Source organism: Intestinimonas sp. MSJ-38, from assembly GCF_018917925.1.
Classification (GTDB): Bacteria; Bacillota; Clostridia; order Oscillospirales; family Butyricicoccaceae; genus Pseudobutyricicoccus.
Genome location: NZ_JAHLPO010000013.1, coordinates 24,221 through 42,921 on the forward strand (window position 1 = coordinate 24,221; position 18,701 = coordinate 42,921).

General features: G+C 53.0%; 22 protein-coding genes and 2 pseudogenes. 19 read left to right on the top strand and 5 right to left on the bottom strand.

The features are described 5' to 3' along the window. Window positions 1-160 precede the first annotated feature (160 nt). From KQI26_RS09265 to mobC, 16 genes and pseudogenes are all read left to right on the top strand, one after another. Window positions 161-1,774, top strand: coding sequence for a recombinase family protein (locus KQI26_RS09265; protein WP_216504196.1), 1,614 nt, complete (start codon window positions 161-163; stop codon window positions 1,772-1,774). 86 nt (window positions 1,775-1,860) lie between these two features. Further along, window positions 1,861-1,953: pseudogene (locus KQI26_RS15760) on the top strand (Maff2 family mobile element protein); the annotation flags it as partial. An 11-nt stretch (window positions 1,954-1,964) separates the two neighbouring features. Then, window positions 1,965-2,831: a VirB6/TrbL-like conjugal transfer protein, CD1112 family gene (locus tag KQI26_RS09275; protein WP_216504197.1), complete on the top strand. Its 867-nt coding sequence runs from the start codon at window positions 1,965-1,967 to the stop codon at window positions 2,829-2,831. Window positions 2,832-2,889: 58 nt separating this feature from the next. Next, a pseudogene (locus tag KQI26_RS09280) lies at window positions 2,890-3,615 on the top strand (site-specific DNA-methyltransferase). Window positions 3,616-3,617: 2 nt separating this feature from the next. After that, the gene (locus KQI26_RS09285) at window positions 3,618-4,187 is read left to right on the top strand and encodes an MT-A70 family methyltransferase (RefSeq protein WP_371744119.1); all 570 of its coding nucleotides are present in this window, start codon (window positions 3,618-3,620) and stop codon (window positions 4,185-4,187) included. Further along, window positions 4,187-4,555: a PrgI family protein gene (locus KQI26_RS09290; RefSeq protein ID WP_216504198.1), complete on the top strand. Its 369-nt coding sequence runs from the start codon at window positions 4,187-4,189 to the stop codon at window positions 4,553-4,555. The genes KQI26_RS09285 and KQI26_RS09290 overlap by 1 nt, the downstream gene beginning before the upstream one ends. Further along, entirely contained in the window at window positions 4,491-6,866 is a 2,376-nt protein-coding gene (locus KQI26_RS09295) for a VirB4-like conjugal transfer ATPase, CD1110 family (RefSeq protein ID WP_371744117.1), read from the top strand. The genes KQI26_RS09290 and KQI26_RS09295 overlap by 65 nt, the downstream gene beginning before the upstream one ends. Beyond that, window positions 6,847-8,484, top strand: coding sequence for a C40 family peptidase (locus KQI26_RS09300; protein ID WP_216504200.1), 1,638 nt, complete (start codon window positions 6,847-6,849; stop codon window positions 8,482-8,484). The genes KQI26_RS09295 and KQI26_RS09300 overlap by 20 nt, the downstream gene beginning before the upstream one ends. 13 nt (window positions 8,485-8,497) lie before the next feature. Next, window positions 8,498-8,755 carry a DUF4315 family protein gene (locus tag KQI26_RS09305; RefSeq protein WP_216504201.1) on the top strand — a complete coding sequence of 86 codons (258 nt, stop codon included), beginning with the start codon at window positions 8,498-8,500 and terminating at the stop codon, window positions 8,753-8,755. Beyond that, the gene (locus tag KQI26_RS09310) at window positions 8,752-9,471 is read left to right on the top strand and encodes a DUF4366 domain-containing protein (protein WP_216504202.1); all 720 of its coding nucleotides are present in this window, start codon (window positions 8,752-8,754) and stop codon (window positions 9,469-9,471) included. Before KQI26_RS09305 ends, KQI26_RS09310 begins: the two co-directional genes overlap by 4 nt. Beyond that, window positions 9,468-9,653 carry a hypothetical protein gene (locus KQI26_RS09315; protein ID WP_216504203.1) on the top strand — a complete coding sequence of 62 codons (186 nt, stop codon included), beginning with the start codon at window positions 9,468-9,470 and terminating at the stop codon, window positions 9,651-9,653. The genes KQI26_RS09310 and KQI26_RS09315 overlap by 4 nt, the downstream gene beginning before the upstream one ends. Next, window positions 9,643-9,993, top strand: coding sequence for a cysteine-rich VLP domain-containing protein (locus tag KQI26_RS09320; protein WP_216504204.1), 351 nt, complete (start codon window positions 9,643-9,645; stop codon window positions 9,991-9,993). The genes KQI26_RS09315 and KQI26_RS09320 overlap by 11 nt, the downstream gene beginning before the upstream one ends. Before the next feature lie 174 nt (window positions 9,994-10,167). Next, window positions 10,168-11,124: a hypothetical protein gene (locus tag KQI26_RS09325; RefSeq protein WP_216504205.1), complete on the top strand. Its 957-nt coding sequence runs from the start codon at window positions 10,168-10,170 to the stop codon at window positions 11,122-11,124. 9 nt (window positions 11,125-11,133) lie between these two features. Then, window positions 11,134-11,712, top strand: a complete 579-nt coding sequence (locus KQI26_RS09330) for a hypothetical protein (protein ID WP_216504206.1) — start codon at window positions 11,134-11,136, stop codon at window positions 11,710-11,712. Window positions 11,713-11,722: 10 nt separating this feature from the next. Further along, window positions 11,723-11,896, top strand: coding sequence for a DUF4316 domain-containing protein (locus tag KQI26_RS09335; protein ID WP_216504207.1), 174 nt, complete (start codon window positions 11,723-11,725; stop codon window positions 11,894-11,896). Beyond that, window positions 11,893-12,237 carry a plasmid mobilization relaxosome protein MobC gene (gene mobC, locus KQI26_RS09340; protein ID WP_216504208.1) on the top strand — a complete coding sequence of 115 codons (345 nt, stop codon included), beginning with the start codon at window positions 11,893-11,895 and terminating at the stop codon, window positions 12,235-12,237. Before KQI26_RS09335 ends, mobC begins: the two co-directional genes overlap by 4 nt. Window positions 12,238-12,295: 58 nt before the next feature. Here mobC and KQI26_RS09345 read toward each other — a convergent pair whose 3' ends face one another. The 4 genes from KQI26_RS09345 to KQI26_RS09360 all read right to left on the bottom strand — a co-directional run bounded on the left by KQI26_RS09345 (window position 12,296) and on the right by KQI26_RS09360 (window position 14,249). Continuing rightward, on the bottom strand, window positions 12,296-12,538 hold the full coding sequence (locus KQI26_RS09345) for a hypothetical protein (RefSeq protein WP_216504209.1): 243 nt from the start codon (window positions 12,536-12,538) through the stop codon (window positions 12,296-12,298). Further along, window positions 12,528-13,268 (bottom strand): ImmA/IrrE family metallo-endopeptidase, encoded by a 741-nt coding sequence (locus KQI26_RS09350; protein ID WP_216504210.1) that lies wholly within the window; start codon window positions 13,266-13,268, stop codon window positions 12,528-12,530. The genes KQI26_RS09345 and KQI26_RS09350 overlap by 11 nt, the downstream gene beginning before the upstream one ends. Then, a complete protein-coding gene (locus KQI26_RS09355) occupies window positions 13,261-13,734 on the bottom strand; it encodes a helix-turn-helix domain-containing protein (protein WP_216504211.1) in 474 nt (157 codons plus the stop codon). The genes KQI26_RS09350 and KQI26_RS09355 overlap by 8 nt, the downstream gene beginning before the upstream one ends. A 158-nt stretch (window positions 13,735-13,892) precedes the next feature. Continuing rightward, on the bottom strand, window positions 13,893-14,249 hold the full coding sequence (locus KQI26_RS09360) for a DUF4258 domain-containing protein (protein ID WP_216504212.1): 357 nt from the start codon (window positions 14,247-14,249) through the stop codon (window positions 13,893-13,895). A gap of 184 nt (window positions 14,250-14,433) precedes the next feature. Here KQI26_RS09360 and KQI26_RS09365 point away from each other — a divergent pair, with 184 nt between their 5' ends. Beyond that, window positions 14,434-15,798, top strand: a complete 1,365-nt coding sequence (locus tag KQI26_RS09365) for a relaxase/mobilization nuclease domain-containing protein (protein WP_216504213.1) — start codon at window positions 14,434-14,436, stop codon at window positions 15,796-15,798. 183 nt (window positions 15,799-15,981) lie between these two features. Here the strand turns inward: KQI26_RS09365 and KQI26_RS09370 are convergent, their stop codons facing one another. Next, window positions 15,982-16,344, bottom strand: a complete 363-nt coding sequence (locus KQI26_RS09370) for a helix-turn-helix transcriptional regulator (RefSeq protein ID WP_343285070.1) — start codon at window positions 16,342-16,344, stop codon at window positions 15,982-15,984. 206 nt (window positions 16,345-16,550) lie between these two features. Here KQI26_RS09370 and KQI26_RS09375 point away from each other — a divergent pair, with 206 nt between their 5' ends. Next, window positions 16,551-17,216: a response regulator transcription factor gene (locus KQI26_RS09375; protein WP_216504214.1), complete on the top strand. Its 666-nt coding sequence runs from the start codon at window positions 16,551-16,553 to the stop codon at window positions 17,214-17,216. Between the two features lie 139 nt (window positions 17,217-17,355). After that, window positions 17,356-18,660: a cell wall metabolism sensor histidine kinase WalK gene (locus KQI26_RS09380; protein ID WP_216504215.1), complete on the top strand. Its 1,305-nt coding sequence runs from the start codon at window positions 17,356-17,358 to the stop codon at window positions 18,658-18,660. The last annotated feature ends 41 nt before the right edge of the window (window positions 18,661-18,701 follow it).

An 18,701-nucleotide genomic window follows, 5' to 3' on the forward strand; every position in this document is an offset into this window, starting at 1 on the left:
TCAAATTTTTCTACCGTCTATGTGACATGACAAGCCTTTTTTGAAAAATCGTCACTTTGACGGGCGATAAAGAAGCAGAAGCCACTATACAGACCGCCGCCCCATGTGATATAATTTCCTTACGGAATAGCGGGGCTGGCTGTCGGAAATGGAGGAAACCATGATTAGACAGACAACCCAAAACCTCATTACTGCCCTTTATCCGAGATTATCCCATGAAGATGAATTGCAGGGCGAGAGTAATTCCATCTCCAACCAGAAGCGTATTTTGGAAAGCTATGCAAAACAGAACGGCTTTACCAATCTCCAATGGTACACGGACGATGGGTACTCCGGTGCGAACTTCCAAAGACCCGGTTTTCAAGCCATGCTTGCGGATATTGAAGCCGGGAAAGTCGGAACGGTCATTGTCAAGGATATGTCGAGATTAGGGCGAAACTATCTCCAAGTGGGAATGTATACGGACATGATTTTCCCACAAAGGGGCGTTCGCTTTATCGCTATCAACGATGGAGTGGACAGCGCACAGGGCGACAATGATTTTGCCCCTCTGCGTAATATCTTCAACGAATGGATGGTGAGAGATACGAGCAAGAAAATCAAGGCAGTTTTCCGCAGCAAAGGCATGAGTGGCAAGCCTATCACAAGTCAGCCGGTCTATGGCTATCTCAAAGGCGAGGACGGACGCTTTATCGTGGACGAAGAAGCTGCCCCGGTCGTCAAGCAGATTTTCAGCTTGTGCCTTGCCGGGAACGGTCCGACCAAAATCGCCCGTGTATTGACCGAGCAGCAAATCCCAACACCGGGTACATTGGAATACCGCAGGACAGGCAGCACACGCCGTTACTACCCCGATTATCCCTACAAGTGGGCGACCAACACGATTGTCCATATCCTTGAACGCAAGGAATATCTGGGGCATACGGTAAACTTCAAGACCGAGAAAGTGTCCTACAAGGTCAAATCAAGCGTGGAAAATCCCGAAGAAAAACAGGTCATTTTCGAGAATACCCATGAGCCAATCATTGACCTTGCCACATGGGAGCGTGTGCAGGAATTACGCAAGCAGCGCAAGCGTCCAAACCGCTATGATGAAGTCGGTCTGTTCTCCGGCTTGCTGTTCTGCGCCGATTGTGGGAGCGTCCTCTATCAGCAGAGATACGAGAACAAAACCCGAAAACAGGATTGCTACATCTGCGGCAACTACAAGAAGCGTACCCACGATTGCACCGCACATTTTATCCGCACCGACCTTTTGACTGCGGGTGTGACCGCCAATCTGCGGAAAGTGACAAGCTATGCAGCCAAGCATGAAAAGCAGTTTATGAAGCTGCTGATCGAGCAGAACGAGGACGGCGGCAAACGCCGCAACGCTGCCAAGCGAAAGGAACTGGACGCAGCCGAAAAGCGGATTGCGGAGCTGTCCGCTATCTTCAAGCGGCTTTATGAGGACAGTGTGACCGGGCGTATTTCTGATGAACGCTTTGCGGAACTTTCCGCAGACTATGAAGCCGAACAGAAACAGGTCAAGTGCCGTGCCGCCGAACTGCAAGCGGAACTGGCAAAGGCACAGGAAGCCACGGTTAATGCGGAAAAGTTTATGAAAGTTGTCCGCAAGTACACCAGCTTTGAGGAATTGACCCATACCCTGCTGCGGGAGTTTATTGAAAAAATCGTTGTCCATGAGTGCAGCTATGACGAGAACGGCACACGCAGACAGGACATTGATATTTATTACAGCTTTGTCGGCAAGGTAGAACTTCCCGACGAATAATGCCCGACCTATCCGACACAATGCGCAAGTGCCGGATAGGAACGGCAAAATTTTTTACACTTCTATTACTTCTTTATCGCATATCAGCAAAGTCCCATGGCATGAAACAGCTCATGGCTGGCGGCGGCATCATCGTGCTGGGTACGACCCTGATCCCTCTGCTGTCCACCCTGTTTTAAGGGCGTAAGGCATGGGATTTCTCACCGACTGGCTGACAGACTGGCTAAAAGAACTGCTGATCGAGGGGATCATGGGCAACCTCACAGGGCTTTTTGATACGGTCAATTCCCGTGTCGGAGAGATTGCGGTGCAAGTGGGAACCACCCCGGCGGCATGGAACGCCGGGGTGTTCTCCCTGATCCGGCAGCTTTCTGAAACGGTGATACTGCCGATTGCCGGTCTGATCCTCACCTTTGTTGCCACCTATGAGCTGATCCAGCTCATTATCGAGAAGAACAACCTGCATGATCTGGGCTACTGGATCTTCTTTAAGTGGATATTCAAAACGGCCTGCGCCATTTTGATTTTGTCCAACACTTTCAATATCGTCATGGCCGTGTTCGATGTGTCCCAAAGCGTTATCGCCCGGGCAGCCGGGATCGTGCAAGGCTCAACGGACATTTCGGAGGCCATGCTTGCCGACTTGGAGGCCACGCTGGAAACGCTGGGGCTTGGCTCTCTGCTGGGGCTGTGGCTGCAATCCCTGCTCATTCATGTGACCATGTGGGCGATCAATATTGTGATCTTCGTCATCGTCTATGGCCGCATGATCGAAATATACTTGCTGACCAGCTTAGCCCCCATCCCCGTTGCCACGCTCTCTAATCGGGAGCTTGGCAGCACCGGGCAGAACTATTTGAAGTCCCTGTTTGCCGTGGGCTTTCAAGGATTACTCATTCTCGTCTGCGTTGCTATCTATGCGGTGCTGATACAAGGTATCGCCACAGGCGGCGACCCCATCGGCGCGATATGGGGCTGCATGGGCTATTCCGTGCTGCTCTGCTTCTGCCTGTTCAAAACTGGCTCCATCGCCCGCAGCGTGTTCAGCGCACATTAAAGGAGGGATGAATATGACCTTGGGACAAGCTGTCCCGAAGCTGGATGCGCTGCATCTCATGGACGGGATCGAGGGCTTGCGATCTCTGCCAAAGCATAGCGTGGATATGCTCTTGACCGATCCGCCCTACGGCACGACCCGGAACTTTTGGGATGTGCCGCTGCCGCTCCCGGAGCTGTGGGAGGCAGTGCGCTGGGCGGTGAAGCCCAACGGAGCCATCCTTTTTTTCGCTCAATGCCCCTTTGATAAGGTGCTGGGCGCGTCCAACCTCGCCATGCTCCGCTATGAGTGGGTATGGTACAAGGCCCGGGCAACGGGCTTCCTCAATGCCAACCGTGCGCCGCTGAAAAAGTCCGAGAATATTCTGGTGTTCTATTAGAAGTCTCCGGTGTACCATCCGCAATCCACCTATGGGGAGCCGTACCGCAAGACCAATCCCCGCAGCGGATGCAGCACCAACTACGGCAAGTTTGAACGGACAGGCTCAGAGTCCAGCGACGGGCGGCGTTATCCGGGAAATGTGCTGTTCGTGCCGACGGTGACGGGTGGCATCCATCCCACGCAAAAGCCCGTGGAGCTGTGCGAGTATTTCATCAAGACCTATACCGACGAAGGAGAGGTGGTGGCGGACATCTGCGCGGGCAGCGGCACGACTGCCGTTGCCGCCATGAACACAAGCCGCCGCTTCATCTGCTTTGAAAATGCCCCCTCCATCTACACCATCGCAGCCCAGCGCATCGAGCAGGCGCGGCTGGCTATGGCCGGGGGCGGGAAAGGAGAATAGCTATCGAAAAATACCCCATCATTTACGCAGATCCGCCGTGGCGCTACTCGGCTAAGAAAGTGCAGGGTGCGGCGGAAAATCATTATCCCACCATGAGCATTGAGGAATTGTGCGCGCTGCCTGTGGCCGGGCTTGCGGCCAAGGACAGTGCCCTTTTCATGTGGGCGACCTTTCCCCAGCTTCCGGAGGCTCTGCGGCTCATCCGTGCGTGGGGCTTCACCTATAAATCCGTTGCGTTCGTCTGGCTCAAAAAGAACAAAAAGGCGGATAGCTGGTTTTATGGGCTGGGCTTCTGGACGAGGGCGAACGCCGAAGTTTGTCTGCTGGCGACCAAGGGACACCCCAAGCGGCAGGCCGCCGACATTCACCAGTTTATCATTTCGCCCATCGAAGCCCACAGCAAAAAGCCGGATGAAACCCGTGATAAGATCGTTGCCCTCATGGGCGATTTGCCCCGCGTGGAGCTGTTCGCAAGGCAGACCTCCCCCGGCTGGGATGTGTGGGGCAACGAGGTGGAGCCGACGATCCCGGACTTTGGGACAAGTTGTCCCAAACTGGAGGTGACAGACTGATGCCCTATGTGAATGTCCCGAATGACCTTTCCAAGATCAAGACAAAGATCGCGTTCAACCTCACCAAGCGGCAGCTTATTTGTTTCGGCGCTGGTGCGGCTATCGGTGTTCCCACCTATCTTTTGACCCGACAGGCCATCGGCAACACCGGGGCACTGTTCGCTATGCTGGCGATCATGCTCCCGGCGTTCCTGCTGGCGATGTACGAAAAGGACGAACTGCCCTTTGAAAAGGTGATCCGCAACATCATCCGGGTCAAGTTTACCCGCCCCGGCATCCGACCGTACCGAACGGAAAATATCTATGCCCCATTTGCACGAAAGGAGGAGCCTATTGAGCAAAGCAAAAAAGCAGAAAAACGGAAATAAGCACCGGGCGCTGTCCGCCCAGCAGACCATTCCCTATATCGCCATGCACCCGGACGGGATCTGCCAGCTCCCCGGTGGGCTTTACACAAAGACGCTGGAATATGAGGACATCAATTATGCCGTGGCATCCACGGAGGATCAGTCCGCCATTATCAGCGGGTGGAGCGCGTGCCTGAATTATTTTGACAGCTCTCTGCCGTTCCAGCTTTCCTTTGTCAACCGCCGCAGCCGGAGCGCCAACCGCTACAAGGTGAATATCCCGGCGCAGGAGGATGACTTCAACAGCATCCGGGGCGAGTATGTGGAAATGCTCAAAGGCCAGATCGCCAAGAGCAACAACGGCATTGAGCGGTACAAGTACATCACCTTTGGCCTGCCTGCCGAGGGTGCGACGGAGGCGCGTCCCCGGCTGGGGCGCGTGGAGGCCGATGTCATGGGCAACCTAAAGCGGCTGGGCGTCCAGTCCCGCCCGCTGGATGGCCGGGATCGGCTGGCGGTGCTGCATGGGCAGATGCATCCCGGCGGGCGTGAGCCGTTCCGCTTTGCGTGGAAAGACATTCCCAAGACGGGCATGGGGACAAAGGACTATATCGCCCCGGACAGTTTCGACTTTCGGCAGAGCCGGACTTTCCGTGTCGGCCAGATGTGGGGCGCGGCGTCCTATTTGCAGATCATGGCGTCGGAGCTTTCGGATAAGCTGTTGGCGGAGATTTTGGAGCTGGACGCCGAGCTGACCGTCACCATGCACATTCAGACGGTAGACCAGCTCAAGGCCATTAAGACGATCAAGGGAAAGATCTCCGACATAGGCCGCATGAAAGCGGAGGAACAGAAAAAGGCTGTCCGTGCCGGGTATGATATGGAGATTTTACCGCCCGACCTCATTACCTTTTCCAAGGACGCCGCCGAGCTGCTCTCCGACCTGCAAAGCCGCAACGAGCGAATGTTCCTGCTGACCTTTACGGTGGTGAACCTCGCTCCCACCCGGCAGCGCCTTGAAAACGATGTGTTCACGGTGAGCGGCATCGCGCAGAAATACAACTGCGCCCTGCGCCGTCTGGACTGGCAGCAGGAACAGGGCTTTGTGTCCTCGCTGGCGCTTGGCTACAACGGCATTGAGATTCAGCGGGGCATGACCACCAGCTCCACGGCCATTTTCATTCCCTTTATGACCCGGGAGCTTCGCATGGACGGGCAGGCGCTTTACTACGGCATGAACGCCCTTTCCAATAATGTCATCATGGCTGACCGCAAAAAGCTGAAGTCCGCCAACGGAATGTATCTCGGCTCTACGGGCAGCGGCAAGAGCTTCGCCGCCAAGCGTGAGCTGATCAATGTGTTCCTCGCCACCAACGACCGCATCATTGTCGTTGATCCGATGGGCGAATATGCCCCACTGGTGCGGCGCTTGGGCGGGCAGGTCATTGAGATCGCCCCGGACAGCCCGCACCACATTTCGCCTATGGACTTGCAAATGAATATCAACGACGAGGACAGTCCGCTTTCCATGAAGGCGGATTTTCTGCTGTCCCTGTGTGAGCTGATCGTGGGCGGCAAGGAGGGCTTGCAGCCCATCGAGAAAACCGTCATTGACCGCTGTGTGCGGCTGGTGTACCGGGAGATGGCGCTGGGGCTGGAAACAGCCAAAACGCCGCTGCTGCAAGATCTGTATGAGGAGTTGCTGCACCAGCCCGAGCCGGAGGCGCGGCGGGTGGCAACGGCGCTGGAGCTTTACTGCACCGGCTCACTCAACCTGTTCAACCATCCCACAAATGTTGACCTCAATTCCCGTGTGGTCTGCATCGTCCTGAAAGGCTTGGGTGAAAACCTCCGCAAGATCGCCATGCACACCACCAATGAATTTGTCACGGCGGCGGTGAACGCCAACCATGCCGAGGGCGTGGCAACTTGGTGCTACTTTGACGAGTTCCATATCCTGCTCCGTGATCCGTTGACGGCCAGCTACTTTGTGGCGGTCTGGAAAATGCTCCGCAAAAAGGGCTGCGTCCCCTCGGCGCTGACGCAGAATGTGAAAGACCTGCTGGCCAGCCGGGAGATCGAGAACATTCTGGACAACACCGATTTCATGGTGCTGCTGTCGCAGGCGCAGAGCGACCGTGCGATCTTGGCAAAACAGCTTGGCATTTCCGAGCATCAGCTCTCCTATATCACGCACTCTAATTCCGGCGAGGGCTTGCTGTTCTATGGAAATGTCACCATCCCGTTTGTAGATCGTTTCCCCCGTGGAGAGATCTATGACCTGCTGACGACCCGCCCGGAGGATCTTGCCCATGAACGAACAGACGAGTAACCCCACTTCGGGACAAAATGTCCCAGAGTCCAAATTCCGCAGAAAGAGCCGGCAGGAGCAAACGGCGGCGTCCAAGCTGCGGATGGAGCGCCGGGGCGAGAAGCTGGACGCCGCCCGGGAGAAGCTGGAAAAGCAGAAGCCGCCGAAAAAGCCCGGTGCGGTCAAGCGTCTTGCCCATACCGCCGGACACGGCGTCCACGGTTTTGTTCATGGCAAGCTCTATGAGGTCGAGCATGAAAATGTCGGCACGGAGGGCGCACACCGTTCCGAACTGGCGGCAGAGTCCGTGTACCGCTTCGGCAGGCGCAAGCTCCGCAAGGCCACCCGGGAACACCCGGCAAAGGCGGTGGAGCGTGCCGAGAGCAAGCATATCAAGGCCACGGCGGACTATTACTACCGCAAGACCGTGGAGGAACACCCGGAAATGCAGGAGGGCGGCGCGGTGTCCCGGTATCTGCAAAAGCAGAAGATCAAGCGCCAGTACGCAAAACAGGCACGGGAGGCGGCCAGGCAGACCGCCAAGGCCGCCGAGGGTACGGCATCCGTCACGGGCAAGCTGACGGAAAAGGTGTCCGCCTATATTAAGGAACACCCCGGCAGGCTGCTCCTGCTGCTGGCGGCGTTTCTTCTGCTGGTGGTGCTGCAATCGTGTATGTCCTCGCTGGTGACGGTTGGCAACGGCGTGGCCGGAGCCATCGGCGCGTCCACCTATGCCGCCGAGGACGCTGACCTGCTGGGAGCGGAGGCCGCCTACTGCGCTCTGGAGGACGAGCTGCAACGCTACCTCGACACCTACACCCGCACCCACGATTATGACGAGTATCACTTTGACCTCGACACCATTGAACACGATCCCTATGTGCTGCTGTCCATCGTCTGTGCGCTCCATGAGGGCGAGTGGACGCTGGACGAGGTACGGGGAACGCTCCAAATGCTCTTTGACCGCCAGTACATTTTGACCGAGTATGTGGTTGTCGAGGTACGCTACCGCACGGTCACAAGGACGGACAGCGAGGGCAACGACTACGATGTAGAAGTTCCGTACAACTATTACATCTGCTATGTCACGCTTGAAAACTTCAATCTCTCCCATCTGCCCGTTTACCTCATGGGCGAGGAAACCCTGTCCCGGTATGCCTTATACATGGCGACGCTGGGCAACCGTCCTGACCTGTTCCCGTCCTCGCCCTATGTGGGTAAGTACACCAGCAAGCCCCCGGCACATGAGATCCCGGAGGACTACCTTGCCGATGAAACCTTTGCCGCCATTCTGAAAGAAGCGGAAAAATATCTCGGTTTCCCCTATGTGTGGGGCGGCAGCAGCCCGTCCACATCCTTTGACTGCTCCGGCTTCGTCAGCTATGTCTACAACCAATGCGGCTGGGACTTCGGGCGGCTGGGGGCGCAGGGGCTATACAACATCTCCGCACGGACAAGCAGCCCCAAACCCGGCGACTTGGTATTTTTCACGGGGACTTATGACACGCCGGGGATCTCCCATGTGGGCATCTATGTGGGCGATGGCTGGATGCTTCATTGCGGCGACCCCATCAGCTACGCCAACCTCAACACAAGTTACTGGCAGTCCCATTTCTACGCCTACGGAAAATTGTTTTGACAGGAGGTTTTTTATGGCTATCTCCAAAAGCACAAAAATTCAGGCTGAGATCGAAAAGGTCACGGCCAAGATCAACGAGCAGCAGGCGCGGCTCAAGGAGCTGGAACAGAAAAAGCTGGAGGCCGAGAACAGTGAGATCGTGGAGATCGTGCGCGGCATGAGCGTTTCGCTCACCGACCTGCCCATGCTGCTCCAGACCATCAAGAACGGCGGCACTTTGGGACAGAATGTCCCGAAGTCCGATCCCACAGACAAGGAGGACAGCGAATGAACAAGTGGATGAAGAAGCTGACGGCGGCGCTCTGCGCCGCTGTTTTGATGTGCGGCATGGCGGTCACGGCCTACGCTGGGGGCGGTGAGGAATGGGACGGGCTTGATCCTATGGAGCCGCCGCCCATGGAAACCGTTGCCCCCGGCGCGGGCTTCACCGAGGACGGCAACCTTGTGACCCGTGACCTGCTCTACGACAAGGCCACCAACAAGCAGTTCATCACGGTGCAGACCAGCGGCGGCAATACCTTTTACATCGTCATCGACTATGACAAGCCCACCGACGAGGACGGCGAGCAGTACCAGACCTACTTTTTGAACATGGTGGACGAGGCTGACCTGCTGGCGGCGATGCAGGCTGCGGGCGGTGAGCTGCCGGAGTGTTCCTGTGCCGATAAATGCGCCGTGGGTGCTATCAACACAGATTGCACCGTCTGCGCCGTGAATATGGGCGAGTGCCAGGGCAAGGCTCCCGAACCTGTGCCTGTGGTAGATCCGGAGCCTGCCCCCGAGCCGGAGCAGCCCAAGAACAGCGGCGGGACGATCCTACTGGTGCTGGCCGTGGCGGTCATCGGCGGTGTGGCTGGCTGGTATTTTAAGATCTACCGCCCCAAAAAGCGGCAGGCCGCCGACGCTGCGGAGGACTACGGTGACGATTACGACGATACCCCGCCTTGGGAGGACGAGGACGAAACGGAAAGTGAGGGAGAGGAATGAGATTTACCAATAGTCCCTATGAGGACTTTATGAAAGAAAAAAGCTACTTTAAGGGTGCTCCGCCCAACCTGCCGCCCAAAGGCTCCCGCTGCGACGGCTGCTCCTACTGGCGCGGGATCGGCTGCGTGTTTTGCTACCGGGAACAGCTCAAGCCCAAGACAGGGGGCAAACATGAGCCGTAAACTGACTCGGCAGGAAAAAACGGCGATTCGTAAGCTGGTGACAAAATGGTGCGCCAACTACGATAAAGACTATGGCTGCCTGCCGCTGGACTGTCCCTGCTATATGCTGGGCAAGTGCTGGACGGGCGCTTATTGCCGCTATTTCCGCGCGGCGGTGCTGCCCCTTGATCCTGTGCTGGAAAGGTCGCTGACCGTGGAGCGTATCACAGAAACCCGGCCTTGCCCGGTATGCGGCAGGGCTTTCCTCCCGGATGGGCGGCAGCGGTACTGCTCCCCGGTCTGCGCCGGGGCTGCCCTGCGGGAGCAGAAGCGGGCGTATATGCGCCGTAAACGGAGGTAGTGCGTGGAAAAATAGCCCCGGGAAATGCCCACATTTACAAGGCTTTTCCGGGGCGCTTTTGGGGTGGGCGGTATGTTTTCCCGTCCGCCCCTGTTTTCGCAGAAACGCTTTCCACATCAAAGCACCGGGGCTTTGGGACATTTTGTCCCGAAGTCCCGGCTGAAAGGAGGAATTATGCCTAAATATTATGAGATCAGCGAGGCGGCGGCAAAGCGGGCAAAGGACATGAACAGCTATTCCGACTATGCCCCCGGCTCGGCCACCGCTGGCTATCAGCAGATGGTGGATGAAGCCTATGCGCTGGCAGAGAAACAAAAGGCGCAGGTCGATCCCATGTACCATGATAAGATCGACGCCCTTGTTGACCGCTACGCCCGCAGGCTGGCGGAAAACCTCAATGAGCGCAACGCCATTGACGCCCGTGTGCCGCCCATTCTGATCACCGGGGGCGGCAATTTCCCCGTGGCGAAAAAGGCCAAGCAGAACGCCGCCCGGGATCGCAACTACGGCGAGTATGCCGAAATTGAAAAGCTGCTGGACAAGATCCGCTCCACAGGCAGGGGCGGTATCAGCGCCGACGATGACCTTGCCGTGGAAAAGCTCACAAAAAAGCTGGAGGGAATGGAGTCCCAGCAGGCCGTGATGAAGGCGGTCAATGCCTACTACCGCAAGCACAAGACGCTGGAGGGCTGCCCGGAGCTGACGGCGGAGCAGGTGGAAAAGGTCAAGGCGGCCATGTCCCAAGACTGGCGCAAAGACCCCGTTCCGTTTCCGTCCTATCTGCTCACCAACAATAACGCCAATATCCGCCGTGTGCGCCAGCGCATCGAGGAGCTGAGCCACAAGGCAGAGTTTGTGGGCTGGACATTCCCCGGCGGTGAGGCCAAGGTCAATGAGGCGGAGAACCGCTTGCAGCTCATTTTTGAGGATAAGCCGGATGCCGACACCCGGCAGGCGCTCAAAAGCGAGGGCTTCAAGTGGGCGCCCAGTCAAGGGGCATGGCAGCGGCAGCTCAATCAGAACGCCATCCGCGCCGCCGCAAGGTTGGACTTCCTGCGCCCGGAGGACGGCAAAAGTCCCTATCAGCTCCAGCCCTTTGCGAAACGGGCGGAGAAAGATGTATCACGGTGAGGAGGGTATATGGACAAAAACCAAGGCTATGAGATCATCAAGGCCGTCATGCTGGAAAACGGCAGGGGCTTTGCGCTGGGGCATCATCCTACCGCTCCCTCGCCCTATGTCACATGGGCTTGCTATGACGACAAGGACGGCCAGCGGCAGTATGAATGGGGGCATTACGGCAGCGACCGCGCCGCTCTGGAACAGGACTTTACGGCGCGGGTGCAGGAGTACCAGCGCCTTTACAATGTCGGTGTCAGGCGGGTCGAGGCTCCCGACCTTTACAAGTATTATTCCACCCAGCGCCCCGTGGACATTGGGACATTTCCAAAGCCGCCCCGTAACGCCCCGGACGAAATTGTCAACTACGATCAGCGCGTCCCGGTTGAAAACGGATCGTTTCTGGCGTGGGGGCATTTGACCTACACACGGCCATTGACCAAGCGGCAGGCGTCTGACTATGAGCTACGGCCTGCGCCCGACAATCCCGACAGACCCCGTTCGATCCGGGAGCAGATGAAAACCGCCGTAAAACAGGTCGAGGCTGACCGGGGGCAAGCCGCCCCAAAGAAAAATGCCCCTGACCGGGGCGACAGATAGGAGGACATTTATGGAGCAGGAACGCAATCCCAACAAGAACGCCGAGCTTGCGATGGAGCAGAACGGGAACATGATCGACGGCATCATCAACAATCTGCCTGTGCCGCCCCCGGCAGAAAAGCCGCTGGACAAGGTGCGGGAACACCCGCCCAAGCGCCGCAGCCGGGAGCGTGAGGAGCGTTGACAAAAAAGCGGCGGCGCTCTGTCCATCTTCATGTGATGGTGACGCCAGAGGAGCAGGCGTTGATCACTGACCGCATGGCCGAGGCCGGGATCTCCAACATGGGAGCCTATATGCGGAAAATGGCGCTCAACGGCTATGTTCTCCATGTTGACCTCTCGGACATCCGGGAGCTGGTGGCCTTGCAGCGGCGGTGTGCCAACAACCTAAACCAAGTGGCCGTCCATGCCAACACCTACGGCATCTATCCCTCGGAGATCGCGGCGCTCCAAAAGGACTATGCCGACCTTTGGGAGCCGCTGTCCGAGCTGCTGAAAAAGCTGCCGATGGTGGTGGAGCTATAATATAATTATATTAAAGGCGTGCCCCTACTGTGATAGTAGAGGCACGTCTTTATAGTAGTTATCGCGACTTATTTGACTGCGAGAGAACACTTGCTGCAAAGCTCTTTGTTTGTGCAGAGTACTTGCTACTCTGCAATACTTGAGATGCTTTATCCTCCATAGCGGCACCTGTTTGATTGTGCGGATTGCGTTGCGATAAAACGCTGGCAGCCAATGACTTTTGTGTGGCGGATGTTTCTTTGCTACTTAACGCTTTTGCAGCCTGGGATGCTAGCGTAGAACTGCTTCTTTTAGAGTTCACAATAAGCCTCCTCCATACTAGTTCTATTACCAGATAACAACACTAATTTTTGGTTTCCAAACGGCTGAAAAATTTCTTGGTGAACGGGCCCATCATATAATGAGTCCCAGACCCCTGTTATATCAGAAATAAGTGGAACCTTTGATAAATCTACGGGGCAGTGCGAGGGGATGTCATATAAATTCAAAGTACGATCTGCGCTGGAAAACCACTTTAGCCGTTGACCATCATAGCAAATAAGTATTTCATCTTCGCTTTTTGATAGTTTCACAGACCTCAGCGCAGCAGAAGTCATTGACACATTAAAATGGCTTGCAATTTTTGAAATGTCTGAAAATTGTAATGGCTTTGATGGAAGTAGCGAGATAAGTTCTTCTTGAGGCATAAGATATTCTGACGCAAATCTGTTTGCCTCGTATTCTTGGTGCGATGTGTTGATAGAAGATGTTCCGATTTCTAAGATATTATCACAACAATAAAGATTGTCACGATGCAGCAGGAAATGGCCAATCTCATGAGAAACAATGAATTTACGGCGATGCGGATTATGAATTAGCGAATTTACAAAAATCAATTTGCATCCATCGCGACATACCAAATAGCCATCCTTATGCATGGGTTTATCAGATATGATTTCTATTCCCAATACTCTACATAAACCGTACGGAGAGTGTGGATTTGAAACCTGTTGAGCAAATGTGAGAGCTTCTTGAAAAGCGGTGTTATTCATGCTTAGCCTTTCTTTTTTCTAATTCGTGCAAAATAGTTTCCATATCATCTTTATCCGTACCACCACCTTTAGCTGCCATAGAAAGAAGCCGATCGCTTGATGACGATTCCAAATATGCCATAATGTCAGCCCTTAAAAACTTCCATTCACGGCCGACTTTGTATGCTTTGATTCGGCCATCTTTAATCATATTGTAAACAGTTTGATTACTAACACGCAGATAGTCTGCTGTTTCATCCAGATTTAAGATGTCAACAGCCGGTTTATCATTCATGGCCCGAATGATCTTATCAATCATTCGGATTTCTTTTGCTTCATAGACTTCATTTCCGCAGCTTTCACATCTGTAACCTTGGATACCTTTAATTTCTATTTCTTTTCCGTTAAATCGAAATGTTTGGCTCATCGTCTGCGGCAACATCTTCCCGTGGCAGTGATCGCACACCTTAAAAGTAAGTTCCTCCATGCCGTCCTCCTATTATAAGCTACAAATACATTGTTAAAATTATATGATAAGAATATTTATTATAAATTGATATAAAGTAGAATTTCCAATTTTCCCTGTTTTTATTCTGGTGTACTTAAAAAATCGTTTGGGTTAGTAGAGTTATGTAATTGCCTGTCCTATTTACGGACAAGGCAAGGTATTCCTTCTTTTCGCTCCCATATTTCCTCATCAACATTTTCAACCGTGACAACTCGAAGATCTGGAGTTGGGGTAAACAGTACAACAAAAATGATTATTGTATCTTTGGAACCGCAAGGATCATAAAGAAGAACACGCTCGTCAGAATGTTCTTTTCCCGGTATCGAAGACGGCGATTGACATTCAATGATTTGATTGGTGGGACTGATTAGGATGGCCTCAACATCGTCGAAGGAAACATCTCGATTGAGCATTTGCTTATATGCATGGTTAGTAAACGAGAATGCCCCGTTTCGAGCAAGAAGTCGAACGGTAGGTAAATCGGATTGATTCATAGGCTGTCGCCCTCCTTTATTCTAATTTATAATAACTTATAACAAACTATATCATTTTGGGGCGAGAAAGTCAAGAGCACGCTGGCAACAGCCGCCGTTTGTCGTACAGGAAGGAGGGCTGCCTACGGCCACGACCTACTACAAGAAGCACAAAATCAGCAAGGGCGAAACCGTCGCGCAGTCCTTGAAAGAACGGTTTGACTATGGGCAAAACCCGGGCAAGACCGAGGGCGGCGAGTTGATTTCATCCTACGGCTGCGACCACATGACCGCCGATGCCGAGTTCCTTTTAAGCAAAGCCAAGTACAAGGCCACCACAGGCCGGGAGCAGCGGCGGGACGCGGATGTGCTTTGCTATCAGATCCGCCAGTCATTCAAGCCCGGGGAGATCACGCCGGAGGAGGCAAACCGCATCGGCTATGAAACGGCGATGCGCTGGACAAAGGGCAAATACGCCTTTTTCGTTGCCACCCACACAGACAAGGCACACATCCACAATCACATTTATTATAACTCGACCTCGCTGGACTGCACCCGGAAGTTCCGGGACTTCATCGGCTCTGGCCGTGCGGTACGGCGGCTCTCTGACCGCATTTGCCTTGAAAATGATCTGTCCGTCATCACCAACCCCAAGCTGCACAGCAAGGGACGCTTTCTCCATTACGGGGCATGGCTGGGGGCGGAGCGACAGCCCTCATACAAGAAGCAGCTACGGCTTGCCATCAATGAAGCTCTTGCCAAACGCCCCGCCGACTTTGACGCTTTTCTCCGGCTCATGGAGGCGTCCGGCTACACGGTCAAGCATGGACGCGGCGGTGCAATCTCTTTTCTTGTTCCGGGGCAGGAGCGGGCGACCCGGCTGCGGGCATCCACCCTCGGGGACGGCTACGATCCCGAGGACATCAAGGCCGTTATCGCCGGGGAGCGCCCGATCCCGGAGCAGCCTGTTTCTGTGTCTGCTGCCCCTCGCCGTGTCAATCTGATCGTGGATATACAGGAGCGGCTGCGCTCCGGCAAGGGTGCGGCCTATGCACGGTGGGCAAAGGTCTATAACCTAAAGCAGATGGCGGCGGCGCTTCAATTCATGCAGGAGCAGAGCATTACCGAGTATGACCATCTCTCCGCAAAGGCCGAGGACGCCGTTTCCCGTTTTCACGCTTTGACCGAACAGCTCCGGCGGACGGAGGCTGACCTGTCCGTAACCTCCGAGCTGATGGGAGCCGTGGTGCGGTACGCCAAGACCCGCCCCGTCTTTGACGGGTACAAGGCTACAAAGTACAGCCGGAAATACCTTGCCGAGCATGAAGCGGAGTTGGCGGACTACCGGGCAGCCAAGGCCACGATGGGAGAACTGCTGGGCGGTGAAAAGCTGCCCAAGATGGCAGAGCTAAAAGAAAAACGCCGCCAACTGGCGGCGCAGAAAAAGGCGCTCTATACCGAGTACCGCTCGGCGCAGGAGGAAATGCGGCAGGCCGTGGCGGTCAAGGCCAACATTGACCATCTGTTGGGCATCACGGACGGCCAGCGCAAAAAGGAACAGGAGCGATAGCGCACGGTGACGCAGACAAATTACTTTGGGACAAAATGTCCCAAAGCCGGGTTTGGGGAGGCTCCCCAACAAGCGTTTTTGCAGCCCGCCGGGATGCAAAAATAGCAAGTGTGGCTACACTTGCCCTGCTTGCCGTTAGTGCGTTCCCCGGAAAACAACGAAAAACGGAGGCAGCGCCGTTTCTTACGCTCCCTCCGTTTCTCTGGCTTTTTGTATTCCCTCTGCGGTGGCTTCCATGATCGTCAATTCATTCTCATCCATTGTGTTTAGCATCCTGTCAATGTGCTGGCGGCAATCACTTTCTTCATTCTGTTTGTCAGGATAGAAGAATTGATCAACGGAAATATCCAGCAGAGTGACAATTTTATAAAAGGTATTCAAGCTCGGATGCTGACCACGATTTTCAAAATACATAATGGAACGAGGTGTACGATCAACGAGCTGCGCGAGGTATTCCTGTGTCCAGCCTTTGGCTTCTCTTTTGCGCTTGATCTCCCGGCCTAAAGCATGAAAATCAAGCCGCCTTTCGTCTTGGTACATTCTCATATCACCTATATATTATTTTACATTTCAGGTCTTGTTATGAGAACGAAACGAAATTTTATGTTTTAGTAGTATTTTATTTTACCATCGTATTCAGCAACGACATTGATAGATTGAAAGAATGGCAGTAAAATAAATGCGGATAAAATTTGAGACTCCATAATAGATACATATTTCTCTGCTATACTTGAAAAGTTGGAGGTGGGACAATGCAGAAGATTTTAATTGTCGAAGATGATATTGACATTCAGGATATATTGAAAAATCATCTGATTGATGCGGGATATGAAGTTGCTGTTGCTTCTGACGGCGTGGCGGGGATTGCGATGTTTGATGATACAATCGACCTTGTGCTGTTAGACATCATGCTCCCTAAAATCGACGGCTATGGTGTATGCGAGGTCATTCGCAAAAGGTCACAAGTTCCTATTATTATGCTTACTGCGCTTTCGGATGAAGAAAACCAGTTGAAAGGTTTTGAACAGCAGATTGATGATTACATTCCAAAGCCCTTTTCGCCCAAAATTCTGCTATGCAAGATTGCGGCTATTCTTCGCCGCAGAATGACTGACAATCAAAATCAATCCTTGCTTACCTATAAAGAGTTGAGTATGGATATTGATGGATTTCATGTATATCAAAGCGGAAACGAAGTCGTTTTAACGAGCAAGGAGTTTGCACTTCTTAGGCTTATGATTGAAAATCAAGGAAAGGTTTTCACTCGACAGATGTTGCTTGACCGGTTGTGGTCGGATGATTTGGAAGTTGAAGATCGGATTGTTGACAGCCATATAAAGAATATTCGCAAAAAGCTAAATGCGGACTATATCAAAACAATCAGAGGGGTGGGATATAGAATTGATAAAGTGCATTAAGCAACGGTTATCCGTCAAGATTTTTATAATTACATTTCTTCTACTGGGTGCAGCTTGCGGCGGAACATATTTTTTCATTTCAAAACTGTTACCTACGACATACTCCAATTTGATAAATGCGGCTACGGAGAAAGCCGCTATGCACCTTGTTGAGCAAATGACAGCCTTTGACAATATATCTGATTGCGAAAATGATATATCTAATTTTTCAAAGGAAACAAATGCCGCTTTTTGGATTGAGGATAGTAACGGTCGTATGATATATCCCGACGAGGCATCAATGGAAACCTCTACTACTTCGGCAGATTACACAGTTACATTCGATGAAGATGAATCGCTCATAGATATGCAACCATCTGGGAAAACTACGACAAATTTTTACCCGTTCACATTGAAAAACGGTACTGCTTATACATTGGCAGTTCAAACGGATTTGTTCGTTGTACAGCAGGCAACAAAGGTATTGTTGTCTATACTTCCGTATGTCATCCTAATGGTCTTTCTGCTTTCTCTCCTTTGTGCATGGCTCTATACACGGTACATCACTCGACCTATTGTGCGACTGAGCAAGATTTCAAAGCGAATGGCAGAACTGGATTTTTCCGGTCAATGTAGTACAGGACGAGAAGATGAATTAGGTTGCTTGGCGCAAAATCTAAATTCATTATCTGCTTCGCTATCTACTGCATTGAACGACCTTCAAGCTGCCAACCAACAGCTCAAAACAGATATTGAAAAGGAACAGGCGTTAGAAAGACAGCGGGTAGACTTTTTCTCGGCAGCATCCCATGAACTGAAAACACCACTAACCATTTTGAAAGGACATTTGGCGGGGATGCTGAACGGAGTCAGCGGCTATGAAAACCACACAGAGTACATGGAGCGTTCCCTTGCAGTTGTTGACAGGATGGAAAATCTGGTAAAAGAATTGTTGTATGTTTCTAAAACGGAGGGAACTCAAAAATCCGCATATAAAGTCGTTGACTTTGCGGAAGTATTCCGGGTACAGCTTGCCACGGTTTCAGATTTATCGGAAGAAAAGAAACAGCACCTTGAGGTCAATATTCCTGACCGACTTTACTGTGAAGTGGAACAAGTGCAGATGGAACGGGCAATTCAGAACATATTGGTAAACGCAATTCGGTATTCTCCAAGTAACGAATCAATCCATATAACTTTGTCTGAAGTACACGGTACGATTCGTGGTGAAATTGAAAATACAGGTGTCCATGTGCCTGATGATGCCCTCCCGCATTTGTTTGAAGCTTTCTACCGGGCGGACGCATCCCGTAACCGTAATACAGGCGGAACTGGATTAGGGCTTTATATTGTTCGCAAAATCATGGAAATGCACCATGCAAAGTACGGCATCACTAACACAAGCAACGGCGTAATGTTTTGGTTTGAACTGCCTTGCAAGCAGCCAATAGATAACTCCATCTAAAATCCATAATCTATGCAAACTATATCCAAGTTGTTTTGCTA